The organism is Kitasatospora sp. NBC_01300, from assembly GCF_041435235.1.
Taxonomy (GTDB): Bacteria; Actinomycetota; Actinomycetes; order Streptomycetales; family Streptomycetaceae; genus Kitasatospora.
In genome coordinates this window covers 2,966,574-2,992,370 of sequence record NZ_CP108408.1, presented here as the reverse complement: position 1 = coordinate 2,992,370, position 25,797 = coordinate 2,966,574, and the positions used below count along the sequence as shown (strand labels likewise).

Below are 25,797 nucleotides of genomic sequence, written 5' to 3'. Positions count from 1 at the left end.
AACGAAGTGAGCACCGTGCCTGAGACCGAACGCCCACTGAACCTGGCACTGGCCCGGGCCGGGGTGGACCGGGCGGCCGAGCACCGGCTCGACGAGCCCTGGCTGGCCGCCGCCTGGAGCCACCCGGCCACCCGGGTGCTGCCGATCGCCGGCGGCGAGGCGTTCGTCGTCGACACCGCGCAGGGCACCGAACTCGTGCTGATGCCCTCCTTCGAGGCGCCGCAGACCGGGGACCGGTACTTCCTCGGCACTGACGAGGACGGCGTCTCGTACTTCGCGCTGGCCGGTGAGAGCCTGCCCGGGCGGCTGGACGGCGACGCCCGCCCGGCCGGACTGCGCGAGGTCGGCGCGCTGCTGTCGGACCGGGACGCCGGACTGCTGGTGCACGCCGTGGCGCTGGAGCACTGGCACCGGCTGCACAGCTTCTGCTCGCGCTGCGGGCACCCGACCGAGAAGGCCGGCGCCGGGCACGTGCGGCGCTGCACCTCCTGTGCGGCCGAGCACTACCCGCGCACCGACCCGGCGGTGATCATGGTGATCACCGACGAGCAGGACCGCTGCCTGCTCGGCCGCCAGGCGCTGTGGCCGGAGGGCCGCTGGTCCACCCTGGCCGGCTTCGTCGAGCCGGGGGAGTCGATCGAGCAGGCGGTGGTGCGCGAGGTGCACGAGGAGGCCGGCGTGCAGGTCGGCGAGGTGCGCTACGTCGCCAGCCAGCCCTGGCCCTTCCCGTCGAGCCTGATGCTCGGCTTCACGGGCCGGGCGCTGCCGGGCGGCACGGCGATCACCGTGGACGGCGAGGAACTGGCCGAGGCGCGCTGGTTCTCCCGCGAGGAGCTGCGGGCCGGGATGGAGGGGGGGGAGATCCTGCCGCCCTCCGGGATCTCGATCGCGCGCCACCTGGTCGAGCTCTGGTACGGCGGACCGCTGCCGTCGGCGGCGCGCTGGTAATCCCCGACGAATGGGGGGCGTGCGGGTTATCCCGCGCGCCCCCGTTTTTCTTTTCCCTTCCTTTCCGAATCCGCCACGATCGGATGTTCGTGGCCGGACGGGCCAGTTCTGCTACCACCGCCCGCCGTCCCGAAGCCGTCGTCAACCCGCGCGGACGACATTGCCGGAAACGGCTGAAACCCCGCCATCGCGCTCGCTACATTCACTCGGGTGACAATCCCCCGGGGCACCGCCCAATCCCCCAAATACCAGCGTCTCGCCGCCGACCTGCGCCGCCGGATCGCCGAGGGCGAGTTCACCGCCGACGCCGCACTCCCGGTCGAGAGCGAACTGGAACGCCAGTACGGAGTCGCCCGCAACACCGTCCGGCTCGCCGTCGACGTCCTGGTCAACGAAGGCCGCCTGGTCCGCCTCCAGGGCAAGGGCACCTACCTGCGGGAACACCCCGTCCTGGACCACCGCGCCTACGGCCCCACCCTGGCCCCCGCCCCCCGGGACTGCCTGGCCGTGCCCTCCGCCGTCTACCTCGGCGAGGCCGCCGAGGCCGGCCGCGAACTCACCACCGACTTCGAGATGATGATCGTCCGGGCCCGGGTCGACATCGCCGAACGGCTCGGACTGCGCCCCGGCGAGGCCATCGTGGTCCGCCGCCAACTGCGCCTGCTCGACCGCGAGCCGTACTCCATCGAGGAGAGCCACTACCGGGCCGGACTCGCCGCCGGCACCCCGCTGATGGAACCCGACCCGGTCGAGGGCGGCGACGAGGCCGTCCTCAACGAACTCGGCCGCACCGAGATCGGCGCCGTCGACCACCTGGTCGCCCGGATGCCCGGCCCCGAGGAGGCCCAGTGGTTCCAGGGCGGCCCCGGCGTGCCGCTGATGGTCCAGACCCGCGTCACCTACGACCGGCGCGGGCCCGTCCGGGTCATCGAGACCCGCTACTCGGCCGACCGCAGCCGGCTCGTCTACGGCATCGGCGACCTCAGCGCGCGCGCCACCCTGCCCGCGCCCGCCGCACCCGTCGACCCCGCCAGGGCCGACGCGCAGTGACGCGCGCCGGCCCGGACCCCGGGCCGGCCCACCTGGGCCGTTCGGGTCATGCGGACCGCTCAGACCACTCAGACCCCGAGGGCCTTCTTCACCTGGAGCAGGCTCGGGTTGGTCATCACGACCCGCTCGCCGCCGGCCTTCGGCGTCACCAGCACCGTCGGCACGGTCTGGTTGCCGCCGTTGACCGACTCGACGAACGACGCCGACGCCGGGTCCTCCTCGATGTTGACCTCCGTGTAGCCGATCCCCTCCCGGTCCAGCTGGCTCTTGAGTCGGTTGCAGTACCCGCACCAGGTCGTGCTGTACATCGTCACGCTGCCGGACATCGAGGAGGCTCCTTCAGGAAGAGGGCGTACGGTCTCAGGGCAGGAACGCCCACCGCGCGACGGTCATTCCGCACGGCCACGCTCCGTCGCACCACGACGGCGCCCGAACGGCCCCGCGCGCCCCGGTGCGCAGCGATCATCCTGCGATCACACCGTGCCTGTGGACAACCCCGCCCCCGTTGTCCCAGCGGGCTGAGAGGATGGAAAGCATGCAGGAAGACCTCTTGAGCGGCAGCCCGTCCGACGGCCCCCACGGCTCCCTCTGGGCCGACCCCACCGCCGCCACGGGCCCCGACGCCGTGCTCGCCGGGCTCGACCCCGAACAGCGCGCCGTCGCCACCGCCCTGCACGGGCCCGTCTGCGTCCTCGCCGGCGCCGGCACCGGCAAGACCCGCGCCATCACCCACCGGATCGCCTACGGCGTGCGCAGCGGCGTGTACCAGCCCCAGCAGGTCCTCGCCGTCACCTTCACCGCCCGCGCCGCCGGCGAGATGCGCGGCCGGCTGCGCCAACTCGGCGCCGACGGCGTCCAGGCCCGCACCTTCCACGCCGCCGCCCTGCGCCAGCTCCAGTACTTCTGGCCGCGCGCCGTCGGCGGCCCCGTGCCCCAGCTGCTCGAACGCAAGGTCCAGCTCGTCGCCGAATCCGCCGGCCGCTGCGGCCTGCGCGTCCAGCGCACCGAACTGCGCGACCTCACCGCCGAGATCGAATGGGCCAAGGTCACCCAGCTCGGCCCCGACGACTACCCCGCCGCCGTCCAGAAGTCCGGCCGCGACGCCCCCCGCGACCCGGCCGAGACCGCCCAGGTCTACCGCGTCTACGAGGAGACCAAGAGCCGCCGCGGCGTCATCGACTTCGAGGACGTCCTGCTGCTCACCGCCGCCATCCTGGAGGACCGCCCCGACATCGCGGACCAGGTCCGCTCCCAGTACCGGCACTTCACCGTCGACGAGTACCAGGACGTCTCCCCGCTCCAGCAGCGGCTGCTCGACCAGTGGACCGGCCCCGGCGGCGGCGCCAGCCTCTGCGTCGTCGGCGACGCCAGCCAGACCATCTACTCCTTCACCGGCGCCACCCCCGACTACCTGCTCAACTTCCGCACCCGCCACCCCGAGGCCACGGTCGTCAAGCTGGTCCGCGACTACCGCTCCACCCCGCAGGTCGTCCACCTCGCCAACGGACTGCTCAGCCAGGCCCGCGGCGAGGCCGCCCGCCACCGCCTCGAACTCGTCTCCCAGCGCGAGGCCGGCCCCGAACCCGTCTACACCGAGTACGAGGACGAACCCACCGAGGCCGAGACCACCGCCCGCCGGATCAAGGACCTGCTCGCCACCGGCGTGCGCGCCAGCGAGATCGCCGTCCTGTTCCGCACCAACGGCCAGTCCGAGGTCTACGAGCAGGCCCTCGCCGACCTCGGCGTCCCCTACCAGCTCAAGGGCGCCGAGCGGTTCTTCGAACGCCCCGAGGTCCGCGACGCCGGCGTCCTGCTGCGCGGCGCCGCCCGGGCCGGCGCCGACCCGCTCACCGCCGACGCCCCCGACCTCGCCGGCCAGGTCCGCGCCGTCCTCGCCGCCCGCGGCTTCACCGCCGAACCGCCCGCCGGCTCCGGCGCCGTCCGCGACCGCTGGGAGTCCCTCGCCGCCCTCGTCCGGCTCGCCGAGGAGTTCGAGCGCACCCGCACCGCCGCCGGCCACAGCGCCGACCTCGCCGCCTACGTCGCCGAACTCGACGCCCGCGCCGCCGCCCAGCACGCCCCCGCCGTCGAAGGCGTCACCCTCGCCTCGCTGCACGCCGCCAAGGGCCTCGAATGGGACGCCGTCTTCCTCGTCGGCCTCACCGAGGGCACCCTGCCGATCATCTACGCCAAGACCGACGAGCAGATCGAGGAGGAGCGCCGACTCCTCTACGTCGGCGTCACCCGGGCCCGCAAGCACCTCTCCCTCTCCTGGGCGCTCAGCCGCTCCCCGGGCGGCCGGGCCAGCCGCAAGCCCAGCCGCTTCCTGGACGGGCTGCGCCCCGGTTCCAGCGCCCCCGGCGCACGCACCGGCGGGCGGGGCGGGCGCGGGGGCGTGGAGCCCGGCGAGCGCTCCGCCGGACGGCGGGTCCGCGGCCCGGTCAAGTGCCGGGTCTGCGAGAAGGTGCTCACCGAGGCGGTCGAGCGCAAGCTGCGCCGCTGCGAGAGCTGCCCGTCCACCATGGACGAGGCGCTGTACGAGCGGCTGCGCGAGTGGCGGGCCCGGCAGGCCAAGAAGCAGGGGGCGCCGGCCTACGTGGTGTTCACCGACGCCACGCTGATGGCCATCGCCGAGGACGTGCCGGCCAGCCGCCAGGAGCTGGCCGTGATCTCCGGGGTCGGTGCGATGAAGCTGGACAAGTACGGGGCGGCCGTGCTCTCGTTGTGTGCGGGGGAGGAGCCCGAGGAGGATCCGGACGGCGTCGAGGACGGCGAGCCGGTCGATCCGGCGTGAGCCGGTCCGGGCGCGGTCCAGGGGAGTCTCCCGGGGGCCGCTCGGGGGACATCCGAACCCGCCGTGAAAAATAGTTTGCGCGGCATACCGGGAGCGCAATAGCCTGCCGGAGCGGTCAAGGGGACGAGATCGCACGGGGTGACACCTGTGCCGAATCCCCTGCACCCAACAGCTTCACCGAGACAGACATCCGAACATTCGGAACCGGGGCGACCTGGCTCCGCGAGACGCCGAGAGGAGGCGATGACAGTGGGAAACATCATGATCACCAAAATGACTGGCCAGACCGTTGTTGCTGCCTCCCTGCGTGCCGCCCGCCTGTGGGCGCTCGCCGAGCTCGGTGGAACCGGTCTGGGTCTCGACACCACCGGTGTCTCCGTCGTCCCCGCTGTCAGTGGCCTTGGACACACTGATGTCTGCGCCGCGGGCGGCAGGAACGTCGAAGGCACCTCCGTCGAGGCCGGTCTGTCCGGCGACTGGGCGTCGTTCGGCACGTCGCGCTCCCTGCGTGATGAGCGACCGACCCAGGCACCGAAGGCAGTCGTAGTAGCCGCCATGCATGGCGACTATGCGCAGGTCGTCGGTGCCGGAAACACCCAGAAGCAGAACGAGCAGCAGATTAACCAGGCCATGGCCGCCTTTGCGGGCGCCACGGCCGTCCGGATGCGGGCCTTCCGCGGGCCTGAACCCTGGAGAGAACGAACCTGAGTAAGCCTCAGGTCGGCACCTCCAGGGCCGCGGAACCCGTCACACCGGGATCCGCGGCCCTTCTGTTTTGTCCGGTACGCAAGACCACCCAGGCCCCCCGGGGCCTCCGGCCCAGACCCACCAGCCATCTGGGCCGGAACCACTGAAAAGACGAGGAAGACGCCACAGTGTCCACGGTCATCACGCCGCCCATCCCGTCCGTACCGCCGACAAGCCAGATCACCAAGGCCGACCAGGCCGACCCCCCGGAGGTTCTTTCCATGCAGATCAGCTCCATCGAGCAGGCCGAGGCGCTCGGGCTCCCCATCCCCTGCCGCGCCTTCGACCCCGAGGTCTTCTTCGCCGAGACGCCCGCCGACGTCGAGTACGCGAAGTCCCTCTGCGGCACCTGCCCGGTGAAGGACGCCTGTCTGACCGGTGCGCTGGAGCGTCGCGAGCCGTGGGGCGTCTGGGGTGGCGAGCTCTTCGTCCAGGGCGTCGTCGTGGCCCGCAAGCGGCCGCGTGGCCGTCCGCGCAAGACCGAGGTCATGGCGTGAACCCCGCCCACGGCGCCAGGGCCGTCCGCCGGGGAGAACAGCCCCTGCTGGACAGCTCCCTCCGCCGTTCCGTCCGGATCGCCGCCGCCAAGGCCGACGCATCCCGGCCAGCCCCCTTCCCGAGCACGCACCACGAGCAGGACCACCACATGACCGCCGCCGCCATCGATCCGACCGTCCGCGCTGAGCAGACCACCGAACTTCAGATCCAGAACAGGACCCTCGAAATGCAACTCCTCCACGAATCCCTGGCCCGGGCCCATATGCAAGAGCGCCTGCACGAGGCCGAGCACCAACGCCTCGTCACCCGGGTCGCCCGGGCCCGCCGGCTCAAGCAGCGGGCCGAGCGCGCCTCGCTGCGGGCCCGCAAGGCGATCGCCGTCGCCCTGATGTAGTCGCGGCCGTCGTCGCGCGCGGGGCCTCCCCGCGTTCCACCCCCGTCGTGCCGCAGGCCGCCCCCCGTCACGGGGAGCGGCCTGCGGTCGTCGGGGGCGGCGTTGCGGTCAGCTCTTGCGGGTGCGGCTGGCGGGCCCGCCGCTGGCCGGCTTGCGACCGGCGGGCTTCGTCGTCCCCGCAGGGTCGTCGGCCGGCTTCGCCGGCTCCTGACCGGCGAACTGGGGCAGCCACGCCAGCATCTCCGCCCGGAACGGCGCCTGGGCGCCCAGCTGGCAGAGCACCCCGATGGTGCTCAGCGTGACCCGGTGGATCAGCAGGTACGCGGGCGGCAGGTTCAGCTGCTTGCCCAGGTTGTAGGCGGGCGAGCGCGGATCGGCGATCCGGGCCGCCTGCGCGCGCATCCAGGCCCGGGTGAAGTGGAAGCTGTCCACGGCGGCCGGCTCGATGATCGGCCGCAGGTAGTCCAGCACCGCGTCCGGGTCCAGCTCGATCGAGGGCTTGACGAAGCCCTCCTCGCGCAGCATCTTCAGCACGCCCGCCGCGTCACCGTCCAGGGCCATCCGCAGCGACGCCCCGATCGGCGCGGGCAGCCCGCCCGGCAGCCGGTCCACCGTGCCGAAGTCCAGCACCCCCAGCCGCCAGCCCGATGCCGGGCCGTCGTCCTTCAGCAGCCGGAAGTTGCCCGGGTGCGGGTCCGCGTGGAGCAGACCGGTCCGGGACGGGCCCGCGAACAGGAACCGGGCCAGCAACTGCCCGGCACGGTCGCGCTCCTCCTGGGTGCCGTCCGTGATCACCTCGGCCAGCGGGGTGCCGTCCATCCACTCGGAGACGAGCACCTGGTCGGCCTGCGCCACCACGCCGGGCACCACGATGTCCGGGTCGCCGGCGAACTCCTCGGCGTGCCGGCGCTGGGCCTGCGCCTCCAGCTCGTAGTCCAGTTCCTCCGACACCCGTTCGCGCAGCTCGGCGATCAGCGGCTTGATGTCCAGCCCCGGGATCAGCGGGCCCAACAGCCAGGCCACCCGGCTCAGTTGCGTCAGGTCGGTGAGCAGCGCGTCACCCGCGCCCGGGTACTGCACCTTGACCGCGACCCGGCGCCCGTCGTGCCAGACGGCCCGGTGCACCTGCCCGATCGAGGCGGCCGCGGCCGGCCGGTCGTCGAACTCCCGGAACAGCTCGCGCCAGCCGTCCCCGAGCCGCTGGGCGAGCGCGGTGTGCACCTTGGCGGCGGGCATCGGGGGAGCGGCGTCCTGCAGCTTGGTGAGCGCGGCCCGGTACGGCCCGGCGACCTCCTCGGGCAGCGCGGCCTCGAAGACGGACAGCACCTGCCCGAACTTCATGGCTCCGCCCTTGAGTTCACCCAGGACCTTGAACAGCTGGTCGGCGGTGGCCTGCTGGAGCTCGGCCGTCACCACCTCGGCGGAGCGGCCGCCGATGCGCTTGCCCAGACCGAGCGTGGCGCGTCCGGCTATCCCCAGAGGCAGGGCGGCGAGCCGTGCCGTGCGGGTCACTGCCTTGCGCGGAAGATCGCTCACCCGGGCCTCCATTCCCTGGCCCCCCGACACCGGACGGCCCACCATCACTAGGCCATTGTGCCCGCTCCCCACCCCGCGACCGCCGGTATTTCGCCAGGCGGGGAAGGGGCGCCCGCACGTGGGACGCGACCGCTGTCCCTTTGCGGGGGAGTTGGACGGCTTGGTCCGGTCGGCCCGGCGTGGTGGGCGGACGGCGGCTGCGCGCTGAGCGGAGTGGCCGGGGGTCGTCCGACCGGAGAGTCAGCGGGGCAGGCGGAGGGCCAGGCCGTCCAGGACCACGTCGAGGCCGTAGGCGAACTTGGCGTCGCGCGTGGCGGCCGGGTCCGGGTCCGCGGAGACGGTCGAGTAGGCGTCGGTGAGGTGGGCGAAGCCCGCGGTGGCCTCCCGGGCGGCGGGCATCAGCCGGGCGATGAACGCGGCCTCGCTCTCGCCGGCCCGGGCGACGGTGGTGAGCCAGGCCGCCTCCGTGGTGCTCATGCCGACGACGTAGGAGATGACCGCGTCGATCGCCCGGACCGGCTCGGGGAAGCCGGCCGAGGTGAAGAAGGCGGTCAGCCGTTCGCCGTAGGACATCAGGTTGGGGCCGAGGTAGGCGAGGCCGGCCTGGCCGAGGACGGACGACAGCCAGGGGTGGCGCAGGGCCGTCGCCCGGAAGGCGCCGGCGGCCTCGGTGGCGGCGGCGCGCCAGTCGGGGCTGTCGGCGGGCGGGAGGGTGATCTCGCCGAAGACCTCGTCCACCGCGAGCTCCATCAGCTCGTCCTTGGTCGCCACGTGCCGGTACAGGGAGGTGGCGCCCGCGTTCAGCCGGGTGGCCAGCTTGCGCATGCTCAGGGCCTCGATGCCCTCGGCGTCCAGCATGGTGATCGCCTCGCGGACGATCGCGGCCCGGCTGAGTGCGGGCTGGTCGGGCTCGCGCTGCCGACGGGCCCACACGGACGGGATCGGGTTCGTTTCGGCGGCCATGGCGGCTCCCCTTCCCTCTGCTCCTGCTTCGCTGCGTACACCGTTCGCATCGAGCGTACAGGAGTCGGGTGTTGCGCACACTGTTCCGCAGTGCGTACAGTGTGCGCAACGAAGGATCGACGTGCGCATCGGGGGAACGGTGTGCGCAGAATGGAGGGGTGGCTGATGACAGCGCTCAACGCGACCGAGGGCCGCAACCCGCACCGCTGGTGGATCCTGATCGTGCTGTGCCTGAGCTCGCTCGTCCTGGTGGTCGACAGCATGGCGCTCACGGTCGCCGTGCCCTCGATGACGGCGGACCTCGACGCCGGCGCCCAGGACACCCAGTGGATCCTCGACTCCTATGTCCTGGTCTTCGCCGGGCTGCTGCTCACCGCCGGCAGCCTCGGGGACCGCTTCGGCCGCCGGAAGATCATGATCATCGGACTGCTGCTCTTCGGGGCGGCCTCCCTCGCGGCCACCTTCTGCACCAACCCCGGCGAGGTGATCGCGGCACGGGTCGCCATGGGCGTCGGCGGATCGCTGATCATGCCCTCGACGCTGTCGATCCTCATCACCGTCTTCGACGAGGACGAGCGCAACAAGGCGATGGCCGCCTGGAGCTCCGTGGCGATGCTGGGGCTGGTCGGCAGCCCGGTCCTCGGCGGCGTGCTGATCGACCACTTCTCCTGGCACTCGATCTTCTTCATCAACGTTCCGGTCGTCGCCCTGGCGATCCTGGCGGGCCTGCTCCTGATGCCGGAGTCCAAGGGGCCGTGGCAGAAGCCCGACCCGCTCGGCGCGGTGCTGTCCGCGGCCGGCATGACCGCCCTGGTCTGGTGGATCATCGAGATCCCGCAGCACGGCGCCTTCGGCGGCCAGTCCCTGGTCACCCTGGCCGTCGCGGTGCTCGCGCTCGGCGGGTTCGTGGTGTGGGAGAACGTCACCTCCGCGCCCATGGTCCCGCTGGCGCTCTTCAAGCACCGCAACTTCAGCGGGGGCTCGCTGTCGCTGACCCTGGTGCAGATCGGCAATGGCGGCCTGCTGCTCGTGCTCACCCAGTACCTGCAGTTCGTGCTCGGCTACTCGCCGGTCAAGGCGGGCCTCGCGTTCGTTCCGCTGGCCATCGCCGCCCTGGTCGGCAACGGGGTCGGCGCCAAGTTCGCCGCCACGATCGGCAACCGCCTGCTCATCCTCACCGGGATGCTCGTCATGGCCGCCTCCTTCGCCCTGCTGACCACCGTCACCGCCAGCACCGGCTTCACCGTCCCGGCGGTCGCCCTCGGGCTGCTCGGCCTCGGCGCGGGCCTGGCGATGCCGGCGGCGGTGGGGGCGCTGATGGGCACCATCCCGCCGGAGCAGGCGGGCGTCGGCTCGGCGCTGAACGACACCATCCAGCAGGCCGGCACCGCGCTCGGCATCGCGATCCTGGGCTCGCTACTGTCGAGCGGCTTCGCCGCCGAGATGCCCGCCGGGATGCCGGAGGAGGCGAAGCACTCCGTCGGCGGGGCGCTGGCGCTGGCCAACGGGGACGCCGGGCTCGTCCGGACCGTCCGGGAGGCCTTCACCTCGGCGATGTCGACGACCTTCACGATCAGCGCGATCGGGGTGCTGGCGGCGGCGGTCGTGGCCACGCTGGTGATGCGCGACCGGAAGGCCGGGACGGCGGCGGGGGAGCCGGTGGCCGGGGCGTCGGTGGAGGACGCCGGGATCGCCGCCTGACTTCGCTGGACCTGGCTGGTCCGCCTCGCCGTGAAGGCCGGTGCCCCAGGGGCACCGGCCTTCGGTGCGGTGGGGTGGGGTGGTGGTGTGGTGGTGCGCAGGAAGTCGGACGGGCCGACTTCCTGCGCGTGGTTCTTTGCCTGATCTCTGGGGCCCCCTCCCCCCCGCCCCCACCCTCCCCACCTCCCGCCCACCACCTCCCGCTGGCAACAGCGGATCCCCGCCTTGCATGGCCCGCGCCCTGCCCCAGGCAGGGCGCGGGCCATGGGCTCACCTGGCCATGGGCTCACCTGGCCATGGGCTCACCTGGCCATGGGCTCACCTGGCCATGGGCTCACCTGGCCATGGGCTCACCTGGCCATGGGCTCACCTGGCCATGGGCTCACCTGGCCATGGGCTCACCTGGCCGGGCGCTGGCCCGGTCCGCCGTGGCGTGGGGCCGGGCGGCTGCCGAGCCTCGCAGCCGCCGGGCCCGCGCCCGGTAGGTTCTCTCCTCGGCCAGGCCCGCGCCCGGCAGGTTCCTCTCCTCCTCACCTCGGTGGCTGCGGCTGCCAGAGGCACCCGCAGTCCGGGTGTCCGCGCAGTCGCAGACGTCGTGGCATCCCTTCGCCGGCCGACACCTCGCACCACCCGTCCACGCTCGGGGGCCGCCCGCCGTCCAGGTGGACCTGGACGTGCAGCGCCGCCAGGCCGGCCACCATCGTGGCCAGGGCCGTGTCGCAGGCCGGGGTGCGCGCCCGGCCGGGCCCGCCGTCCGCCAGCTGGGCCAGGATCCGGGGCCAGGCGGCGTCCTCGTCCTCCCGGCGCAGGACCAGGCAGTGTCCGCAGGCCGACACCCCTGGCAGCACCAGGGGCCCGACCACCCCGAACTCCTCGACCACTCCGACGTACAGGTGCGGCACCCCGGCCCGGAGCAGCAGTCGGGCCTCGTACGTCCCGCCGGCGAACGCCCCGCTCCCGTCCCGGGGCGCGAGCACCACCAGGTCGGGCGGCGGCCCGTCGGGCTTTCGCCGGGGCACGGGCACCAGTGGTCGGCCCGCCGCCCGTTGCACGGCCTCCCGGGCGGCCGTCAACCGCAGCCGCCCGACGTCCCCCGGCGGCAGTCCTGCCGGGGAGCAGTCCCCGGGGCGCACCCGGCCGCCGTCCACCACGGTGACCGTGCCCGCCCCGCCGGCCGAGAGCACGGCCGCCACGGCGGCGCCCACCCGGCCCGCGCCGCGGACCTCGATCCGGGCGCCTGCCCGCCGGGCCAGGACGGCCGGTGCGGCGCCGGGGCCGGAGTGGACCAGGGACAGCGAGGCGAGGTCGGGGCCGAGCAGGTCCCGGTGGGGCTGGGGGAAGCGGGCCAGTGCGGTGCCGGCCGCCTCCGCGTCGTCCAGTAACCCGGTCTCCTCCAGGTCGGTCAGCAGTGCGTCGGCGGGCTCCCGGCCGAGGCCGAGCTGCTCGCCGGCCTCCAGCAGTTCGGGGCGGTCCCTGGTCCCGTCGACCAGGCCGAGGAAGTCGCAGAGGGTCTTGTCGGCCTGGCCGAGCACCCCGGCGTAGCGGGTGATGGTCCCGAACTGCAGGGTGTCGGAGTCCCGCCAGCTGCGGGACAGGGCGGGCTTCAGTACGAGGCGCACGGCGATCTCCCTTCCGATCGTTTCCGGACGGCTGACCGCAGCATGCCCCATCGCCCCGACGTCGTGCGCAAAGTTATCCACAGGCCCAGGCTCATGATCACATCATCTGTTCGCAGACCCTGTGGATAACCGCCCATCCGCTCCGGCGCCGGTTTCCGGACACCCGCCGTCGACTTTTCGTTCCCGATCACTCCATGAAAGATTTCGGCCACGGCACCGGACTTCTGTCCGTGGTACCGGGTAACGTCGTGTGCCATGGCAGCCGAGCGGGACTCCCATCCACCGGCGTCGCGTCGGCGTGCCCGTGCAGCGTCCGGGTCGCAAGTGGCGGCGCCCAGCACGCGTGGGCGTCGGGACCAGGATCAGCAGGCGAGGCCCGCGTCGCCGCAGCACCCACCCGCCGCAGCGCCACCGGAGCCGCACGACCGCGGCCGGGTGGAAGTGCGCCGCAGCGCCCGTCGCAGCCGCACCGTCTCGGCCTACCGCGAGGGCGACCGCACGATCGTGCTGATCCCGGCCCGGATGTCGCACGCCGAGGAGCAGCGCTGGGTCGCGCAGATGCTGGAGAAGCTCGCCGCCCAGGAGAGCCGCCGGATCCTCGGCGACGACGCGCTGATGGACCGGGCGCGCGGGCTGTCGGCCGCCTACCTGGGCGATCGCGCCCGGCCCGCCCAGGTCCGCTGGGTCACCAACCAGAACTCGCGCTGGGGCTCGTGCACCCCCAGCGAGGGGACGATCCGCCTCTCCCACCGTCTGCAGGGCATGCCGGAGTACGTCCTGGACTACGTGCTGCTGCACGAGCTCGCCCACCTGCTGGTGCCGGACCACGGCCCGGCGTTCTGGGCCCTGCTGGAGGCCTACCCCCGGACGGAACGGGCCCGCGGCTACCTGGAGGGCGTGGTCTCGGCGGCCCGGCTGCCGCACATCCCCGGCGCCCGGCACGCCGACCGGGATGCCGATCCGGCCTGTTCCTGCGGCTGACGGCTTGACGCCCGGCCGGGAGGCGGCGGCGGAGAGGGTGGCGAGGAGAACGACGCGGGGAACGATGCGGGGAACGAAAAGAGGGGGCGCGGGCCGATCGGCCCGCGCCCCCTCTTCGCGTTTCACCTCAGCTGGTCAGCCGGCGGGCCCGTGCCACCAGGTCCCGCACCGAGTGGTCGGTCAACTCCGGCAGCCGGTCGTAGTCGAACCAGCGCAGGTCCAGCGACTCCTCGCTGATCAGCGCCTGCGCACCGGCCGGTGCCACCGCGATGTACTGGACGTCCAGGTGGGTGTTCTCCGGCCGGTCCTTGCCGGTGCAGCGGACCCGGTGCCGGTCCAGCTTGGCCGGCACCGGGACGCCGTCCAGCTCCAGCAGGGCCAGGTCGGGGATGCCGGACTCCTCGACGGCCTCCCGCAGCGCCGCCGACGCGAGGTCCCGGTCGTCGGGCTCGCAGTGCCCGCCCATCTGCAGCCAGATGCCGACCTTGGGGTGCAGGGTGAGCAGCACCCGCCCGGCCGCCGGGTCGACGACCGCCGCGCTCGCGGTGATGTGCGCGGGCAGGCAGGACCGGTACAGGCCCTCGGGCTGCTCGGCCAGGTGCGCCAGGTAGTCGAGCCGCAGCCGGTCCTGCTCCTCGTCGGCGGGGCGCCACCCGGTCAGGGTGCGCACGGCGTCCGCGTGCAGGGACATCGCCCCGGTGTCGGTGGCCGTCATGCGGTGGGCTCGCCCTTTCCGTCGGTGCCGTCGCCGTCGCCGTCCCGCTTCGGCTCCTCGCTCTTCGCCGGCCCGTCGTTCTTGGTGAGGTCCGGCTTGGCGGCGGTGCCGCCCGCGGCGGCCTCGCCGAGCAGCTTGTCGATCGCGTCGAAGTCGAGGCCGCCCTCCAGGTCGCCGGTGCCCCGGTGCACGAAGGCGTCCGGGTCGTCCAGGTCGGCGGCGGTGGGCAGCATGTCCGGGTGCTGCCAGAGCGCGTCGCGGCCCTCGATGCCGCGCGCGTCGGCGAGCAGCGCCCACAGCCGGGCGGCGTCGCGCAGCCGGCGCGGGCGCAGCTCCAGGCCGACCAGGGTGGCGAAGGTCTGCTCGGCGGGCCCGCCGGCGGCGCGGCGGCGGCGGACGGTCTCGCGCAGCGCGCCGGCCTGCGGCAGGTGCGGTTCGGCGGCGGCGTGCACGACCGCGTCGACCCAGCCTTCGAGCAGCGCGAGCGCGGTCTCCAGGCGGGCGAGCGCGGCCTTCTGCTCGGGGGTGTCCTCGGGCTGGAGCAGCCCGCCGGCCAGCGCCTCCTGGAGCGCCTCCGGGTTGTTCGGGTCGAGCTGGCCGACGAGCTCCTCCATCCGGGAGGTGTCGACCTTGATGCCGCGGGCGTAGGCCTCGACGGCGCCGAGCAGGTGGGCCCGCAGCCACGGCACGTGGGCGAAGAGCCGCTGGTGGGCGGCCTCGCGCAGGGCGAGGTAGAGCCGGACTTCGTCGGCGGGCACGTTGAGGCCCTCGCCGAACTCGGCGACGTTCTGCGGCAGCAGTGCGGCCTTGCCGGCCGGGGCGAGCGGCAGGCCGACGTCGGCGGAGCCGACCACCTCGGCGGCGAGGGCGCCGAGCGCCTGGCCGATCTGGGTGCCGAACATGGCACCGCCCATGGAGCGCATCATGCCCATCAGCGGGCCGGCCATGGCCTGCATCTCCTCGGGCAGGACGCCGCCCATGGCGTTGCCGACCCGCTCGGCGACCGGGTCGACGAGGTCCTTCCAGACCGGGAGGGTGGCCTCGATCCACTCGGCGCGGCTCCAGGCGACGGCGGTGCCGGCGCCGGAGGGGAACTCGGTGGCGCCGTCGAGCCACAGGTCGGCGAGCCGGACGGCCTCGGCGACGGCGGAGTGCTCGGCGGCGCTGACCGAGCGGTCCTTGCTCTTGCCCTCGGCGGGTTCGGCGACGACGCTCTGGCGGGCGATGTTCTTGGCGAGGTCCCAGTTCACCGGGCCGCCCTCGAACGAGAGCATCTGCCCGAGCTGCTGGAACGCGCTGCCGAGGTCGTTGGGGTTGAGGCCGCCGAACATCGCGGCGAACGGGTTGTCGGCCCCGCCGGGGCCGCCCGGGGCTCCGCCGCCGGGCATGCCGAACAGCGCGCCGAACGGGTTGCCGGCGCCGAAGCCGAACGGCTGCGCGCCGCTCTGGTCGGAGCCTGCGGAGCCCTGGTCCTTCTTCTGCTGCTCGTTGTCGGGCTTGGCCTTGCCGTCCTCGGGCTCCTCGGGCGGAACGCCGAATCCGAAGGGAAGGTCGCTCACGGGGTCCTCGATCCGGTCGGCCGTCATACGGGTGTGGCGGGAAGTGCTGCCCGCCCGGGGCACCAGCGGAGTGGGGGACTCGTGGGCGGCTCCAGTGCGGCAGGCCCGCGCCGGGTGCACCGCCGGGCCTTCGCCTCGGGCAGGATGGACGTACGTGACACACGTCCGTACGCACATAAGCTAACCGTGGAGGATGGTCGGTGAGTTCCCCGCCTTCGGACGTTCGCTCTGGGCTGACCGGAGACGAGGACGCCCCGGACATCACGGCGTCGCCGCCTCCAGCCTACGGCGGACGGCCGCTGACCGTGGCCGTCACCGGTGCCGCCGGCGTGATCGGCGAACGGGTCGCGGCCCGTCTGGTCGCCTCGCCGCACGTGCGCAGGGTGCTGGCGGTGGACGACCGGCGCGGTGAGGTGCCGGGTGTGCAGTGGCGGGTGCTGGACGTGCGCGACCCCGCGGTGGCCGAGCGGCTGTCCGGGGTGGACGTGGTGGTGCACCTGGCGATGGACTTCGGCATGGAGTCGGATCCGCGCGCCCGCAGCGCCTACAACGTGCGCGGCGCGCAGACCGTGCTGACGGCGGCCGCGGCCGCCGGGGTGCACCGGGTGGTGCTCTGCACCTCCGCGATGGTCTACGGCGCGCTGGCCGACAACGAGGTGCCGCTGGCCGAGGACTCCGAGCTGCGGGCGACCGAGGAGGCCTCGCTGGTCGGGGACCTGCTGGAGATCGAGCGCCTGGCCCGCAGGGCGCCGCGCGCCCACCCGGGGCTGCAGGTGACGGTGCTGCGTCCGGCGGTGGTGGTCGGCCCCGGCGTGGACACCGTGCTGACCCGGCACTTCGAGGCGCCGAGGCTGCTGGTGGTGGCCGGTTCCCGCCCGTGCTGGCAGTTCTGCCACGTGGACGACCTGGCGGCGGCGCTGGAGTACGCGGCGCTGGGCCTGGTGGAGGGCGAGGTGACGGTCGGCTGTGACGGCTGGCTGGAGCAGGAGGACGTGGAGCGGCTGTCGGGGATCCGGCGGATGGAGTTGCCGGCCTCGCTGGCGCTGGGCACCGCGGCCCGGCTGCACCGGCTGGGCCTGACCCCGGCCCCGGCGGGGGACCTGGCCTACACGATGTACCCGTGGGTGGTGTCCGGCAGCCGGCTGCACGAGGCGGGCTGGCGTCCGGAGCACAGCAACGAGCAGGTGCTGGCCGAGCTGCTGGGCCAGGTCGCCGGGAAGCACGCGGTGGCCGGGCGCCGGCTGGGCGGCAAGGAGGCCGCGACCAGCCTGGGGGCGGCCGGGGCTACGGTGGCGCTGGTCGGTACGGCCGCGCTGGTGCGCCGGGCCCGAAAGCGGCGCCGCTTCTGAGACCGGCGGCCCCGAGGGACGGGCAGGTTTTCTCACGATGCGGAATCCCGCCATCGTGATGCGGAACCTGCTTGCCTCAAACCACCCGGGATGGGGAATCATGGGGGCATGTCCGAGAACCACGACCCCATCCGCCTGCTCGCCATCCGCGACACCCCGCTCTCGCTGGACGAGGTGTACGAGGCGGTCGGCGACGACGCGGCCGGCGGGACGACCGTCTTCGTCGGGACGGTCCGCGACCACGACGGCGGCAAGTCGGTCACCGCGCTGGAATACAGCTGCCACCCCACCGCCGAGCAGGAGATGCGCCGGATCGCCGAGAAGGTCGTCGCCGACTTCCCGGTGCGGGCGCTGGCCGCGGTGCACCGGGTCGGCCGGCTGGAGATCACCGACAAGGCGGTGATCGTCGCCGTGTCCTGCGCCCACCGGGGCGAGGCCTTCGCGGCCGCCCGGCGGCTGATCGACGACCTCAAGCACGAGGTGCCGATCTGGAAGCACCAGGTCTTCACCGACGGCGAGGAGGAGTGGGTCGGCGCCGGCAGTTGCTGACCCGGGTGCCCCTGTGGATCGGACCGGATCGGACCGGGGCGGACCCGAAAAGGGCGATTGGCTGCGGAGAGTGGCCACCTGCGCACGGAATGCGACGAACATGCCGGGCGGGCCGGGCTCTCACTCGAACGGGTCTGGGTCAGTGGGCCGAATACTCCCTGGCAGTGAGCCGATCGGCCGTCCCGTAACCCGGACGGCGCCGGCCGCGTTGTCCGCCGGAGTGGTTAATCTGCTCATAGACACGACGAGCTGGGAGTACTGATATGGGTGCGCTCGCCTGGTTGATCATTCCGGTCATCGCCGTCCTGCTCGCCGCCCTGTGGGCGGGCTGGGCCCAGCGTGCCCCGAGAGCCACGGGGGACCCGGCCTCGCTCGCCGAGCACCGGCGCTTCATGGCCGCGATGGAACGCACCACCGCCGGAAGCGCCGCCTCCGAGGACGGTTCCGGCCGCTAGCCCGGGGGGCGCCCGCTCATCCGCGTCCCGTACTGTCGAGGCATGCCACGCCGCTCCGCGACGATGCTCGCTGCCACCCTGCTGCTCATAGCGCTGCTCTGCGTCTCGGTGCTGATGAAGGTGCCGTACACGGAGATGAGTCCGGGGCCGACGTACAACACGCTCGGCAACCAGGGGGGCAAGTCGGTGATCACCATCACCGGGCGCGACTCGTACCCGACCACCGGGCACCTCAACATGACCACCGTCCAGGTCACCGGGGCCAAGTACGAGCCCAGCCTGGTCAACGCGGTGGTCGGGTGGCTGCGCGACGACGTGATGGTCGTGCCGCACGACAACGTCTACCCGAAGGGGCAGACGGACGCCGACGCCAAGAAGCAGAACGCCGAGGAGTTCGCCTCCTCCGAGGACAGTGCCCGCACCGCCGCGCTCAACCAGATGGGCATCCCGGTCGGCACCGAGCTGATCATCAAATCGGTCACGGCGGGGGCTCCGGCGGAGGGCCGGCTGCACGCGGGCGACCAGATCGTGGCCGTCGACGGCACGCCGGTCAGCACGGCCGAGCAGGTGGTGGCCGCGGTCACCAGGCACAAGCCGGGTGAGTCGGTGGTCTTCACCGTGGTCCCGCGGGTCAAGGACGCGACCGGCAACGGCGGCGCCAACCCGGGGGACCGGACCGACGTCACCGTCCCCACCGTGCGGGCCAAGGACCTCGACCCGAAGGCCCCGGCCGAGCGGGCGGAACTCGCGGTGGTCGGCATCGGCACCACGATCCGGCACACCTACCCGTTCCAGATCGACATCGGCCTCCAGGACGTCGGCGGGCCGAGCGCCGGACTGATGTTCTCGCTCGGCATCATCGACAAGCTCACCCCCGGCGGCGACCTCACCGGCGGCCGGTTCGTGGCGGGTACCGGCACCATCGACGACGACGGCAAGGTCGGCCCGATCGGCGGGATATCGATGAAGCTGATCGCCGCCCGGGACGCCGGCGCCGAGTACTTCTTCACCCCGTCCTCGAACTGCGCCGAGGCGACCAAGAACGTCCCGTCCGGGCTGAACCTGATCAAGACGGACACGCTGGACGGCGCGCTGAAGTCGCTGGAGCAGATCCGCTCCGGGCAGACCTCCGCGCTGCCGTCCTGCGCCGTGAAGTAGTGCCGTGAAGTAATCCCGTGACGTAGTGCGGAGAACGTGAAGGGGTGCCGCCGGGGCAGCCGGGGGCTACGAGAAGGTCGCCAGCAGCGCCGCGGTCAGGCCGGGCACCAGGTCCGGGCCGGTCAGCACCTCGCGGGCGACGTCCTTGGAGCGCAGCCGCAGCGCGATCTCCTTCTTGCCGTTGCGCAGCACGGCGGCGGTGATCCGCACCTCCTCGCGCTTGGGGTGGTTGGCCACCCACTCGGCGAGCTGGGCGTCGCTGGCGTTGCGCGGGCGGGTCTGCTCGGAGCCCGGAGGCAGCATCAGGCGCTCGACGACCAGGGCGCAGCCGACCACTGCGTCGGGCCAGGCGATGGTGCCGAGGAACTTGTCCAGCTCCATGCCGGCCGGCAGCTCGTCCTGCTCGACCGGGGTGAGGCCGGCCGTGTCGTCGTCGCCGAGGCCGAGCTGGGCGGCGATCTTCGGGTCGGCCTTGCGCAGGGCGGTGCTGTCCACCAGGGCGAACAGCCGGGCCGGGAGGTCCCAGCCGAGCGTGGCGGCGTACTCGTCGATCTCCAGCGCGGCCCGGGTGAGCGGGGTGGCGGCGGGGAGCTTGGAGACGTCGTCGGGGGAGCCGGGGGTGTTGAGTGCATTGGACGCGTCGGACATGCCTCAATCCTCACACGCCGGGCGGGGGCCCGGGCGCCGGGCGCCGCCGGTGGGCCGGGGAACGGCCGGGACGGGGAACGGCGTCGTAACCGTCTGCTAACGGTGGGAACTCGGCCAAAGCCTGGTTAAGTTTCCCTGAAGACCGACTGACTCCAGACGACACAGCTGAGGTGCCACCGTGGTATTCCAGATGCCGGAACGCTCAGGGCCGGGTTTCCGGCGCAGGGTAGGGCCGCCCTCCCGGCGGGCGCGGGTGGCCCTGCTGACCCTGGGCGTGCTCGCGGTGCTGTTCCTGCTGTTCGTCATGTTCGCCGGGTTCTGGACGGACTGGCTGTGGTTCAGATCCGTCCGTTACTCCTCGGTGTTCACCACGCAGCTGTGGACGAAGATCGGCCTGTTCGCGGTGTTCGGCCTGCTGATGGCGGTGATCGTCGGCTTCAACGTCTGGCTGGCGCACCGGCTGCGGCCGCCGCTGTCGGCGATGTCGGTCGAGCAGCAGAGCCTGGACCGCTACCGGTCGGGCCTGGCGCCGTTCAAGCGCTGGGCGCTGATCGGGGTCTCGCTGGTGATCGGCCTGGTGGCGGGCGCCGCGGCGTCCGGCCAGTGGCGGACCTGGCTGATGTGGACGAACGCGACGCCCTTCGGCGAGAAGGACGCCCAGTTCGGCATGGACGTCTCGTTCTACGCCTTCGACCTCCCGTTCTACGAGTTCGTGCTGGGCTTCGCGTTCAGCGCGGTGATCGTCTCGCTGCTGACCTCGGCGCTGGTGCACTACCTGTACGGGGGGCTGCGGCTGCAGGGCCCGGGCCGTCGGGCGAGCGCGGGCGCGCAGGGGCACCTGGCGGTGCTGCTGGGCGTGTTCGTGCTGCTGAAGGCGGTGGCGTACTGGCTGGACCGGTACGCGCTGGCGGTGAAGACCGGCTCCTACAAGGGGGTCTCCGGCTGGACCGGCCTGCGCTACGTGGACGCCAACGCGTTCCTGCCGGCCAAGACGATCCTGTTCTTCGTGGCGATCATCTGCGCGCTGCTGTTCTTCCTGACGCCGGTGCGCCGCACCTGGGCGCCGGCCCTGATCGGGCTGGGGCTGATGGTGCTGTCGGCGGTGCTGATCGGCGGGCTGTACCCGGCGATCGTGCAGCAGTTCCAGGTCAAGCCGAACGAGCAGGCCAAGGAAACGCCGTACATCCAGAAGAACATCGACGCGACGCGGCAGGCGTACGGGATCGCGGACGCGCAGACCACCCAGTACAGCCCGCAGGGGTCGACGACGGCCGAGGCGCTCAAGCCGGACGCGCAGACCATCTCCGACATCCGGCTGCTGGACCCGAACGTCGTCTCGCCGACCTTCCAGTCGATCGAGCAGCAGCGCAACTACTACGCCTTCCCGAACACCCTGGACGTGGACCGTTACGGCTCCGGCACGGACAAGCAGGACACCGTGATCGGCCTGCGCGAGCTGGACCTCAACGGCGTGCAGCGCAACTGGATCAACGACCACTTCAAGTACACCCACGGCTACGGCGCGGTCGTCGCCAAGGGCAACCAGGTCAGCGACAAGGGCGAGCCGGTGTTCACCGAGTCCGGCCTGCCGGCCACCGGCGCGCTGGGCGACTACCAGCAGCGGATCTACTACGGCGAGAAGACGACGTCGTACTCGATCGTCGGCGGCTCGAACAAGGAGATCGACTACACCACCAAGACCGGCGAGAACAAGGAGTACACCTACACCGGCAACAGCGGTGTCTCGCTGGACAACCCGATCACCCGGGCCGCGTACGCGGTGCGCTTCGCCGAGCCGCAGATCCTCTACGCGGGGGCGATCACCGACGGCGCGAAGGTGATCTACAACCGGACGCCGAAGGAGCGGGTGGAGAAGGTCGCCCCGTGGCTGTCGATCGACGCCGACGCGTACCCGGTGGTGCAGGACGGCCGGGTGGTCTGGGTGCTGGACGGCTACACCACCTCGGACGGCTACCCGTTCTCGTCGAAGACGACGCTGGGCACCGCGACCAAGGACTCGCTGACCAACCAGCGCGGTGAGCTGCTGACCGTCGCCAACCAGGTCAACTACATCCGCAACTCGGTCAAGGCCACGGTGGACGCCTACACCGGCGAGGTGAAGCTCTACCAGTGGGACGAGCAGGACCCGGTGCTGAAGACCTGGATGAAGGCCTTCCCCGGCACCGTCGAGCCGAAGGCGGACATCCCGGGCACGCTGCTGCCGCACCTGCGCTACCCGCAGGACATGTTCAAGGTGCAGCGCGACCTGCTCGGCCAGTACCACGTGACCGACGCCAACTCCTTCTTCAACGGCAGCGACATCTGGCAGATCCCGGTCGACCCGACCAGCGACACCAAGCAGGTCCAGCCGCCGTACTACGTGACGGTGCGGATGCCGGACCCGCAGGTCACCTCGGCGAGCTTCTCGCTGACCACGACCTTCGTGCCCAACGGCCGCCCGAACCTGGCCGCGTTCATGGCCGTCAACGCCGATCCGGGGCCGGACTACGGGAAGATCCGCATCCTGAAGATCTCGGGGGACAACAGCGCCCCCGGCCCGGGCCTGGTGCAGTCGACGTTCAACTCCCGGCAGGAGGTGGCCTCGCAGATCTTCGCGCTGAAGAGCGGCGGTGACACCGAGCTGGAGTACGGGAACCTGCTGACCCTGCCGGTCGGCGGCGGGCTGCTCAACGTCGAGCCGGTGTACGTGCGCGGACGCGGCGCCAAGTACCCGACGCTGCAGAAGGTGCTGGCGGTGTACGGGAACGACAACGTGGCGTTCGAGAACACCCTGGAGGACGCGCTGAAGAAGGTGTTCGCCGGGGCGGCCCCGGGGACCACGCCGACCGCGCCGTCCACGCCGAACAACCCGGGGACGCCCACCAACCCGGGGACGTCGACCGGTCCGGGGACGGCGACGCCGGGCGGGACGATCTCGCCGGAGCTGCAGAAGGCGCTCGGGGACGCGGAGAAGGCGTACAACGACAGCCAGACCGCGTTCAAGAACGGCGACTGGGTGGCCTACGGCAACGCCCAGAAGGCGCTGGGCGACGCGTTGAAGGCGGCCGAGGCGGCCCGCGGCGGGAGCCCGGCGCAGGCCCCGACGCCGGGCGCGACCCCGGGCGCGACGCCGACCGGATCGCCGTCCGGACAGCCGTAGCCGGAGCCGTGGCCCGCTGAGCTGCGGCGACCGATTCCTGTTCCACCCCGCACCCGTGCTATGGTTCAACTACCGACGCGGGGTGGAGCAGCTCGGTAGCTCGCTGGGCTCATAACCCAGAGGTCGCAGGTTCAAATCCTGTCCCCGCTACTCAGTGGCCAGAGGCCCGGAGGATTCTTCCTCCGGGCCTCTGGTGTTTTTCCCCCGAAGCGGTGGGAACCGCTCCGGTACCATCAACCGTCGCCAACGACGACGGCACGGGGTTTGTGGGGCCCGAGTGTCGGGAAATCGACAAAGCGCCGAAGCAATTTCGTCGGCTTCGGGTCGGCCCCGCCCGAATTCGGCCGGGGCAGGTGTACGCGGGTTGCGGGTGGTGCGACGATGGGACACATGGGGGACGGTGCGCGGCTGCTGATCGGCCGTCGGTTCCGGCGCCTCCCCTGGGGGTCCCCCCGGCCGCGGGCCGGGGCACGATGCCGCGACACTCTGGGGGAGCGGGAGTCGGCATGAGGCTGATCGGCAAGTACGGGTCAGGCACCAAGTCCGCGGCGGCCACCGAGGCGGACACCGACGCCTGGGCGGAGAGCCCCGAGAGCCGCCCCGGAGCCCTGCCCGCCCAGCGCACCAGCGGCCTGTCCGAGCGCCCCCCGGTCGCCGGCTACGGCCCCGACAGCCTGGTCCGCGTGCCCACCCGTCAGTTCGCCGACGCCGTCCGCCCGTACGGGTCCGACGGCGCCGCCGAGGGCCCGAACGCCGCCGCACTCGACCAGGCCGGCCTGGACACCACCAGCTTCGAGACCGCGCTGGCCGCCCGCGAGAGCGCCGCGCTGGAGGCCCGCCACCGGCAGGCCGCCGACGACGGCGACCCGGACGCCGCCAGCCGGCTCGGCACCCTGCTGCTGCGCCGCGGCGACCTGGAGGACGCCGAGCCCTACCTGCGCGCCGCCGCGGCCGCCGGGACGCGCGCCGCCGCCAACAACCTCGGCGTGCTGCTGCACCAGCAGGGCCACCGCGCCGAGGCCGCCCAGTGGTGGCGCCAGGCCGCGGTGGCCGGCAGCGCCCCCGCCGCGCACGCGCTCGGGCTCCAACTGCGCGACCAGGGCGAGGAGGAGGCCGCCGAGTACTGGCTGCACTTCGCCGCCGACCACGGCCACCCGCTCGGCGCCTACGCGCTGGGCGACCTGATGGAGCACCGGCGCGACGTGCGCGCCGAGCGCTGGTTCAAGGTCTCCGCCGACGCCGGGCACCGGGAGGCCGCCTACCGGCTGGCCCGGATGCGCGAGGCCGCCGGGGACAAGGAGATCGCCGAGGCCTGGTACCGCACCGCCGCCGCCCGCGGCCACGCCCGCGCCGCGCTGCGCCTGGGCGTGCTGCTGGAGGAGCGCGCCGCCACCGACCAGCCGCTGCTGGAGGAGGCCGCCCGCTGGTACCGGCAGTCCGCGCAGAACGGCGAGCCGCGGGCCGCCTGCGCGCTGGGCTTCCTGCTGCGCGACTCCGGGGACCTGGCCGCCGCCGCCGAGTGGTGGCGGGAGGCCGCCGAGGCCGGCGACGGCAACGCCGCCAACGCGCTGGGCGCCCTGCACGCCGGCCGCGGCGAGTCCAAGGAGGCCGAGCACTGGTACCGCACCGCCCTGGACGCGGGCGACCAGAACGGCGCCTTCAACCTCGGCCTGCTCTGCGTCGCCACCGGCCGGGACCAGCAGGCCGAGCAGTGGTACCGCCGGGCCGCGTACGCCGGGCACCGGGAGGCCTGCAACGCGCTGGCCGTGGTGCTGTTGCAGCGCGGCGAGGAGACGGGCGCCGAGCCGTGGTTCTCCAAGGCGGCAGAGGCCGGCAGCGTGGACGGCGCGTTCAACCTGGGCGTGCTGCACGCCGGGCGCGGCGAGCAGCGGCAGGCCCAGGAGTGGTACGCGCGGGCCGCCGCCGAGGGCCACGGCGAGGCCGCGCTGCAACTGGCCGTCGCCCAGGAGCAGCGGGGCAACCTGGCCGGCGCGCTGGAGCGCTACCGGCAGGCGGCGTCCGGCGGGTCGGCGGAGGGCGCGTTCCGGCTGGCCTCGGTGCTGGACCGGCGCGGTGACGCGGACACCGAGGCCGAGCACTGGTACGCGCTGGCGGCCGATGCCGGGCACCGGCGGGCGCAGGTGCGGATGGGGGTGCGGGCGGCCGAGCGCGGCGCGCTGGAGATCGCCGAGAGCTGGTACCGGCGGGCGGCCGAGGCCGGCAGCCGCAGCGCCGCCTTCAACCTGGGGCTGCTGCTGGCCCGGCAGGACCGCGAGGCGCAGGCGATGCTCTGGTACACCCGGGCTGCCGACGCCGGGCACGGGCGGGCGGCGCTGCGCCTGGCACTGCTGGCGCTGCGCCGGGGGGAGCCGGTGCAGGCGGAGAACTGGTGCCGCCGGGCGGCCGACTACGGGCCGGCCGAGGTGGCGGAGCGGGCCGGGCGCCTGCTGGGCGCGCTGCACGCGGAGCTGAGCGCGTAGGGCGTGTCGGGAGGTTCCCGCCGGGCCGGGCGGGGCCGCGTCACGGCGTGCCCGTGCAGTCCGGACAGAGTCCGCGGTAGGTGACCTCGGCGGTGGTGACGGTGAAGCCGAAGCGTTCGCCGGCCGGGAGGGCGGCGAGCGGGTCGCCGTGCGGGTGGACGTCGCGGATGGCGCCGCAGCCGGAGCAGACCAGGTGCTGGTGGGCGCGGTGGGCGTTGGGGTCGTAGCGCTTGGCGCGCCCGTTGGTGGCGACCTCCAGGACCTCGCCGAGGCCGACCAGTTCGCCGAGGGTGTTGTAGACGGTCGCGCGGCTGATCTCGGGCAGGCGGGCGACGGCGCGGGCGTGCACCTCGTCCGCGGTGAGGTGCACGTGGTCGCCGTTGAGGACCTCGGCCACGACCCGGCGCTGTGAGGTCAGCCGCCAGCCGCGTCCGCGAAGTCGTTCCAGCAGGTCGCTCATGGGAACAGGGTAAGTCACGCTCTGAGATTGGTT

At 73.1% G+C, this 25,797-nt stretch carries 22 protein-coding genes and 1 tRNA gene; 15 read left to right on the top strand and 8 right to left on the bottom strand.

Annotation, left to right across the window (positions count from 1 at the left end; genetic code table 11):
• Positions 1 to 6: 6 nt before the first annotated feature.
• Together nudC and OG556_RS13165 are read left to right on the top strand one after the other, a co-directional pair.
• Positions 7 to 948: an NAD(+) diphosphatase gene (nudC, locus tag OG556_RS13170; protein WP_371517217.1), complete on the top strand. Its 942-nt coding sequence runs from the start codon at positions 7 to 9 to the stop codon at positions 946 to 948.
• 210 nt (positions 949 to 1,158) lie between these two features.
• Positions 1,159 to 1,998, top strand: coding sequence for a GntR family transcriptional regulator (locus tag OG556_RS13165; RefSeq protein WP_371517216.1), 840 nt, complete (start codon positions 1,159 to 1,161; stop codon positions 1,996 to 1,998).
• Positions 1,999 to 2,066: 68 nt separating this feature from the next.
• On the opposite strand, the gene OG556_RS13160 is transcribed toward OG556_RS13165, so the two are convergent.
• Entirely contained in the window at positions 2,067 to 2,324 is a 258-nt protein-coding gene (locus tag OG556_RS13160; RefSeq protein ID WP_371517215.1) for a mycoredoxin, read from the bottom strand.
• Between the two features lie 200 nt (positions 2,325 to 2,524).
• Between OG556_RS13160 and OG556_RS13155 the strand changes: the two genes are divergently transcribed.
• The 4 genes from OG556_RS13155 to OG556_RS13140 all read left to right on the top strand — a co-directional run bounded on the left by OG556_RS13155 (position 2,525) and on the right by OG556_RS13140 (position 6,431).
• Positions 2,525 to 4,792 (top strand): ATP-dependent DNA helicase UvrD2, encoded by a 2,268-nt coding sequence (locus OG556_RS13155; RefSeq protein ID WP_371517213.1) that lies wholly within the window; start codon positions 2,525 to 2,527, stop codon positions 4,790 to 4,792.
• 249 nt (positions 4,793 to 5,041) lie between these two features.
• On the top strand, positions 5,042 to 5,500 hold the full coding sequence (locus OG556_RS13150) for a hypothetical protein (RefSeq protein WP_371517212.1): 459 nt from the start codon (positions 5,042 to 5,044) through the stop codon (positions 5,498 to 5,500).
• Positions 5,501 to 5,667: 167 nt separating this feature from the next.
• Entirely contained in the window at positions 5,668 to 6,036 is a 369-nt protein-coding gene (locus tag OG556_RS13145; protein ID WP_371517211.1) for a WhiB family transcriptional regulator, read from the top strand.
• A 149-nt stretch (positions 6,037 to 6,185) separates the two neighbouring features.
• Entirely contained in the window at positions 6,186 to 6,431 is a 246-nt protein-coding gene (locus tag OG556_RS13140; RefSeq protein ID WP_079136258.1) for a hypothetical protein, read from the top strand.
• Between the two features lie 108 nt (positions 6,432 to 6,539).
• Here the strand turns inward: OG556_RS13140 and OG556_RS13135 are convergent, their stop codons facing one another.
• Positions 6,540 to 7,967, bottom strand: a complete 1,428-nt coding sequence (locus OG556_RS13135) for an ABC1 kinase family protein (RefSeq protein ID WP_371517210.1) — start codon at positions 7,965 to 7,967, stop codon at positions 6,540 to 6,542.
• Between the two features lie 240 nt (positions 7,968 to 8,207).
• Entirely contained in the window at positions 8,208 to 8,930 is a 723-nt protein-coding gene (locus OG556_RS13130) for a TetR/AcrR family transcriptional regulator (protein WP_363586723.1), read from the bottom strand.
• A gap of 165 nt (positions 8,931 to 9,095) precedes the next feature.
• Between OG556_RS13130 and OG556_RS13125 the strand changes: the two genes are divergently transcribed.
• Positions 9,096 to 10,631, top strand: a complete 1,536-nt coding sequence (locus tag OG556_RS13125) for an MFS transporter (RefSeq protein WP_371517209.1) — start codon at positions 9,096 to 9,098, stop codon at positions 10,629 to 10,631.
• 530 nt (positions 10,632 to 11,161) lie between these two features.
• Here the strand turns inward: OG556_RS13125 and OG556_RS13120 are convergent.
• On the bottom strand, positions 11,162 to 12,250 hold the full coding sequence (locus OG556_RS13120; RefSeq protein ID WP_363589728.1) for a ThiF family adenylyltransferase: 1,089 nt from the start codon (positions 12,248 to 12,250) through the stop codon (positions 11,162 to 11,164).
• A gap of 324 nt (positions 12,251 to 12,574) precedes the next feature.
• Here OG556_RS13120 and OG556_RS13115 point away from each other — a divergent pair, with 324 nt between their 5' ends.
• Complete coding sequence (locus OG556_RS13115; RefSeq protein ID WP_371517208.1) at positions 12,575 to 13,231, top strand: M48 family metallopeptidase; 657 nt, start codon at positions 12,575 to 12,577, stop codon at positions 13,229 to 13,231.
• Positions 13,232 to 13,358: 127 nt separating this feature from the next.
• On the opposite strand, the gene OG556_RS13110 is transcribed toward OG556_RS13115, so the two are convergent.
• Both OG556_RS13110 and OG556_RS13105 read right to left on the bottom strand, forming a co-directional pair.
• The gene (locus tag OG556_RS13110) at positions 13,359 to 13,922 is read right to left on the bottom strand and encodes an NUDIX domain-containing protein (RefSeq protein ID WP_363586992.1); all 564 of its coding nucleotides are present in this window, start codon (positions 13,920 to 13,922) and stop codon (positions 13,359 to 13,361) included.
• Between the two features lie 20 nt (positions 13,923 to 13,942).
• A complete protein-coding gene (locus tag OG556_RS13105) occupies positions 13,943 to 15,505 on the bottom strand; it encodes a zinc-dependent metalloprotease (RefSeq protein WP_363586988.1) in 1,563 nt (520 codons plus the stop codon).
• A gap of 200 nt (positions 15,506 to 15,705) precedes the next feature.
• Here OG556_RS13105 and OG556_RS13100 point away from each other — a divergent pair, with 200 nt between their 5' ends.
• The 4 genes from OG556_RS13100 (at position 15,706) to OG556_RS13085 (ending at position 19,016) form a co-directional block, all read left to right on the top strand.
• Entirely contained in the window at positions 15,706 to 16,854 is a 1,149-nt protein-coding gene (locus tag OG556_RS13100) for an NAD-dependent epimerase/dehydratase family protein (protein ID WP_107452871.1), read from the top strand.
• Positions 16,855 to 16,962: 108 nt separating this feature from the next.
• On the top strand, positions 16,963 to 17,403 hold the full coding sequence (locus OG556_RS13095) for a molybdenum cofactor biosynthesis protein MoaE (protein WP_350879704.1): 441 nt from the start codon (positions 16,963 to 16,965) through the stop codon (positions 17,401 to 17,403).
• Between the two features lie 263 nt (positions 17,404 to 17,666).
• A complete protein-coding gene (locus OG556_RS13090) occupies positions 17,667 to 17,858 on the top strand; it encodes a hypothetical protein (RefSeq protein WP_350879703.1) in 192 nt (63 codons plus the stop codon).
• A 42-nt stretch (positions 17,859 to 17,900) separates the two neighbouring features.
• On the top strand, positions 17,901 to 19,016 hold the full coding sequence (locus OG556_RS13085) for a PDZ domain-containing protein (RefSeq protein ID WP_363586987.1): 1,116 nt from the start codon (positions 17,901 to 17,903) through the stop codon (positions 19,014 to 19,016).
• A gap of 66 nt (positions 19,017 to 19,082) precedes the next feature.
• Here the strand turns inward: OG556_RS13085 and OG556_RS13080 are convergent, their stop codons facing one another.
• The gene (locus OG556_RS13080; protein ID WP_363586986.1) at positions 19,083 to 19,664 is read right to left on the bottom strand and encodes a PPA1309 family protein; all 582 of its coding nucleotides are present in this window, start codon (positions 19,662 to 19,664) and stop codon (positions 19,083 to 19,085) included.
• A gap of 190 nt (positions 19,665 to 19,854) precedes the next feature.
• On the opposite strand from OG556_RS13080, the gene OG556_RS13075 reads away from it, so the two are divergent.
• From OG556_RS13075 to OG556_RS13065, 3 genes are all read left to right on the top strand, one after another.
• Positions 19,855 to 22,824, top strand: a complete 2,970-nt coding sequence (locus OG556_RS13075; RefSeq protein ID WP_371517207.1) for a UPF0182 family protein — start codon at positions 19,855 to 19,857, stop codon at positions 22,822 to 22,824.
• 76 nt (positions 22,825 to 22,900) lie between these two features.
• Positions 22,901 to 22,974: transfer RNA gene (locus tag OG556_RS13070), tRNA-Met, on the top strand.
• 356 nt (positions 22,975 to 23,330) lie between these two features.
• Positions 23,331 to 25,304, top strand: coding sequence for a tetratricopeptide repeat protein (locus OG556_RS13065; protein WP_371517206.1), 1,974 nt, complete (start codon positions 23,331 to 23,333; stop codon positions 25,302 to 25,304).
• A 40-nt stretch (positions 25,305 to 25,344) separates the two neighbouring features.
• Here the strand turns inward: OG556_RS13065 and OG556_RS13060 are convergent, their stop codons facing one another.
• Positions 25,345 to 25,764: a Fur family transcriptional regulator gene (locus OG556_RS13060; RefSeq protein ID WP_371517205.1), complete on the bottom strand. Its 420-nt coding sequence runs from the start codon at positions 25,762 to 25,764 to the stop codon at positions 25,345 to 25,347.
• Positions 25,765 to 25,797: the final 33 nt, after the last annotated feature.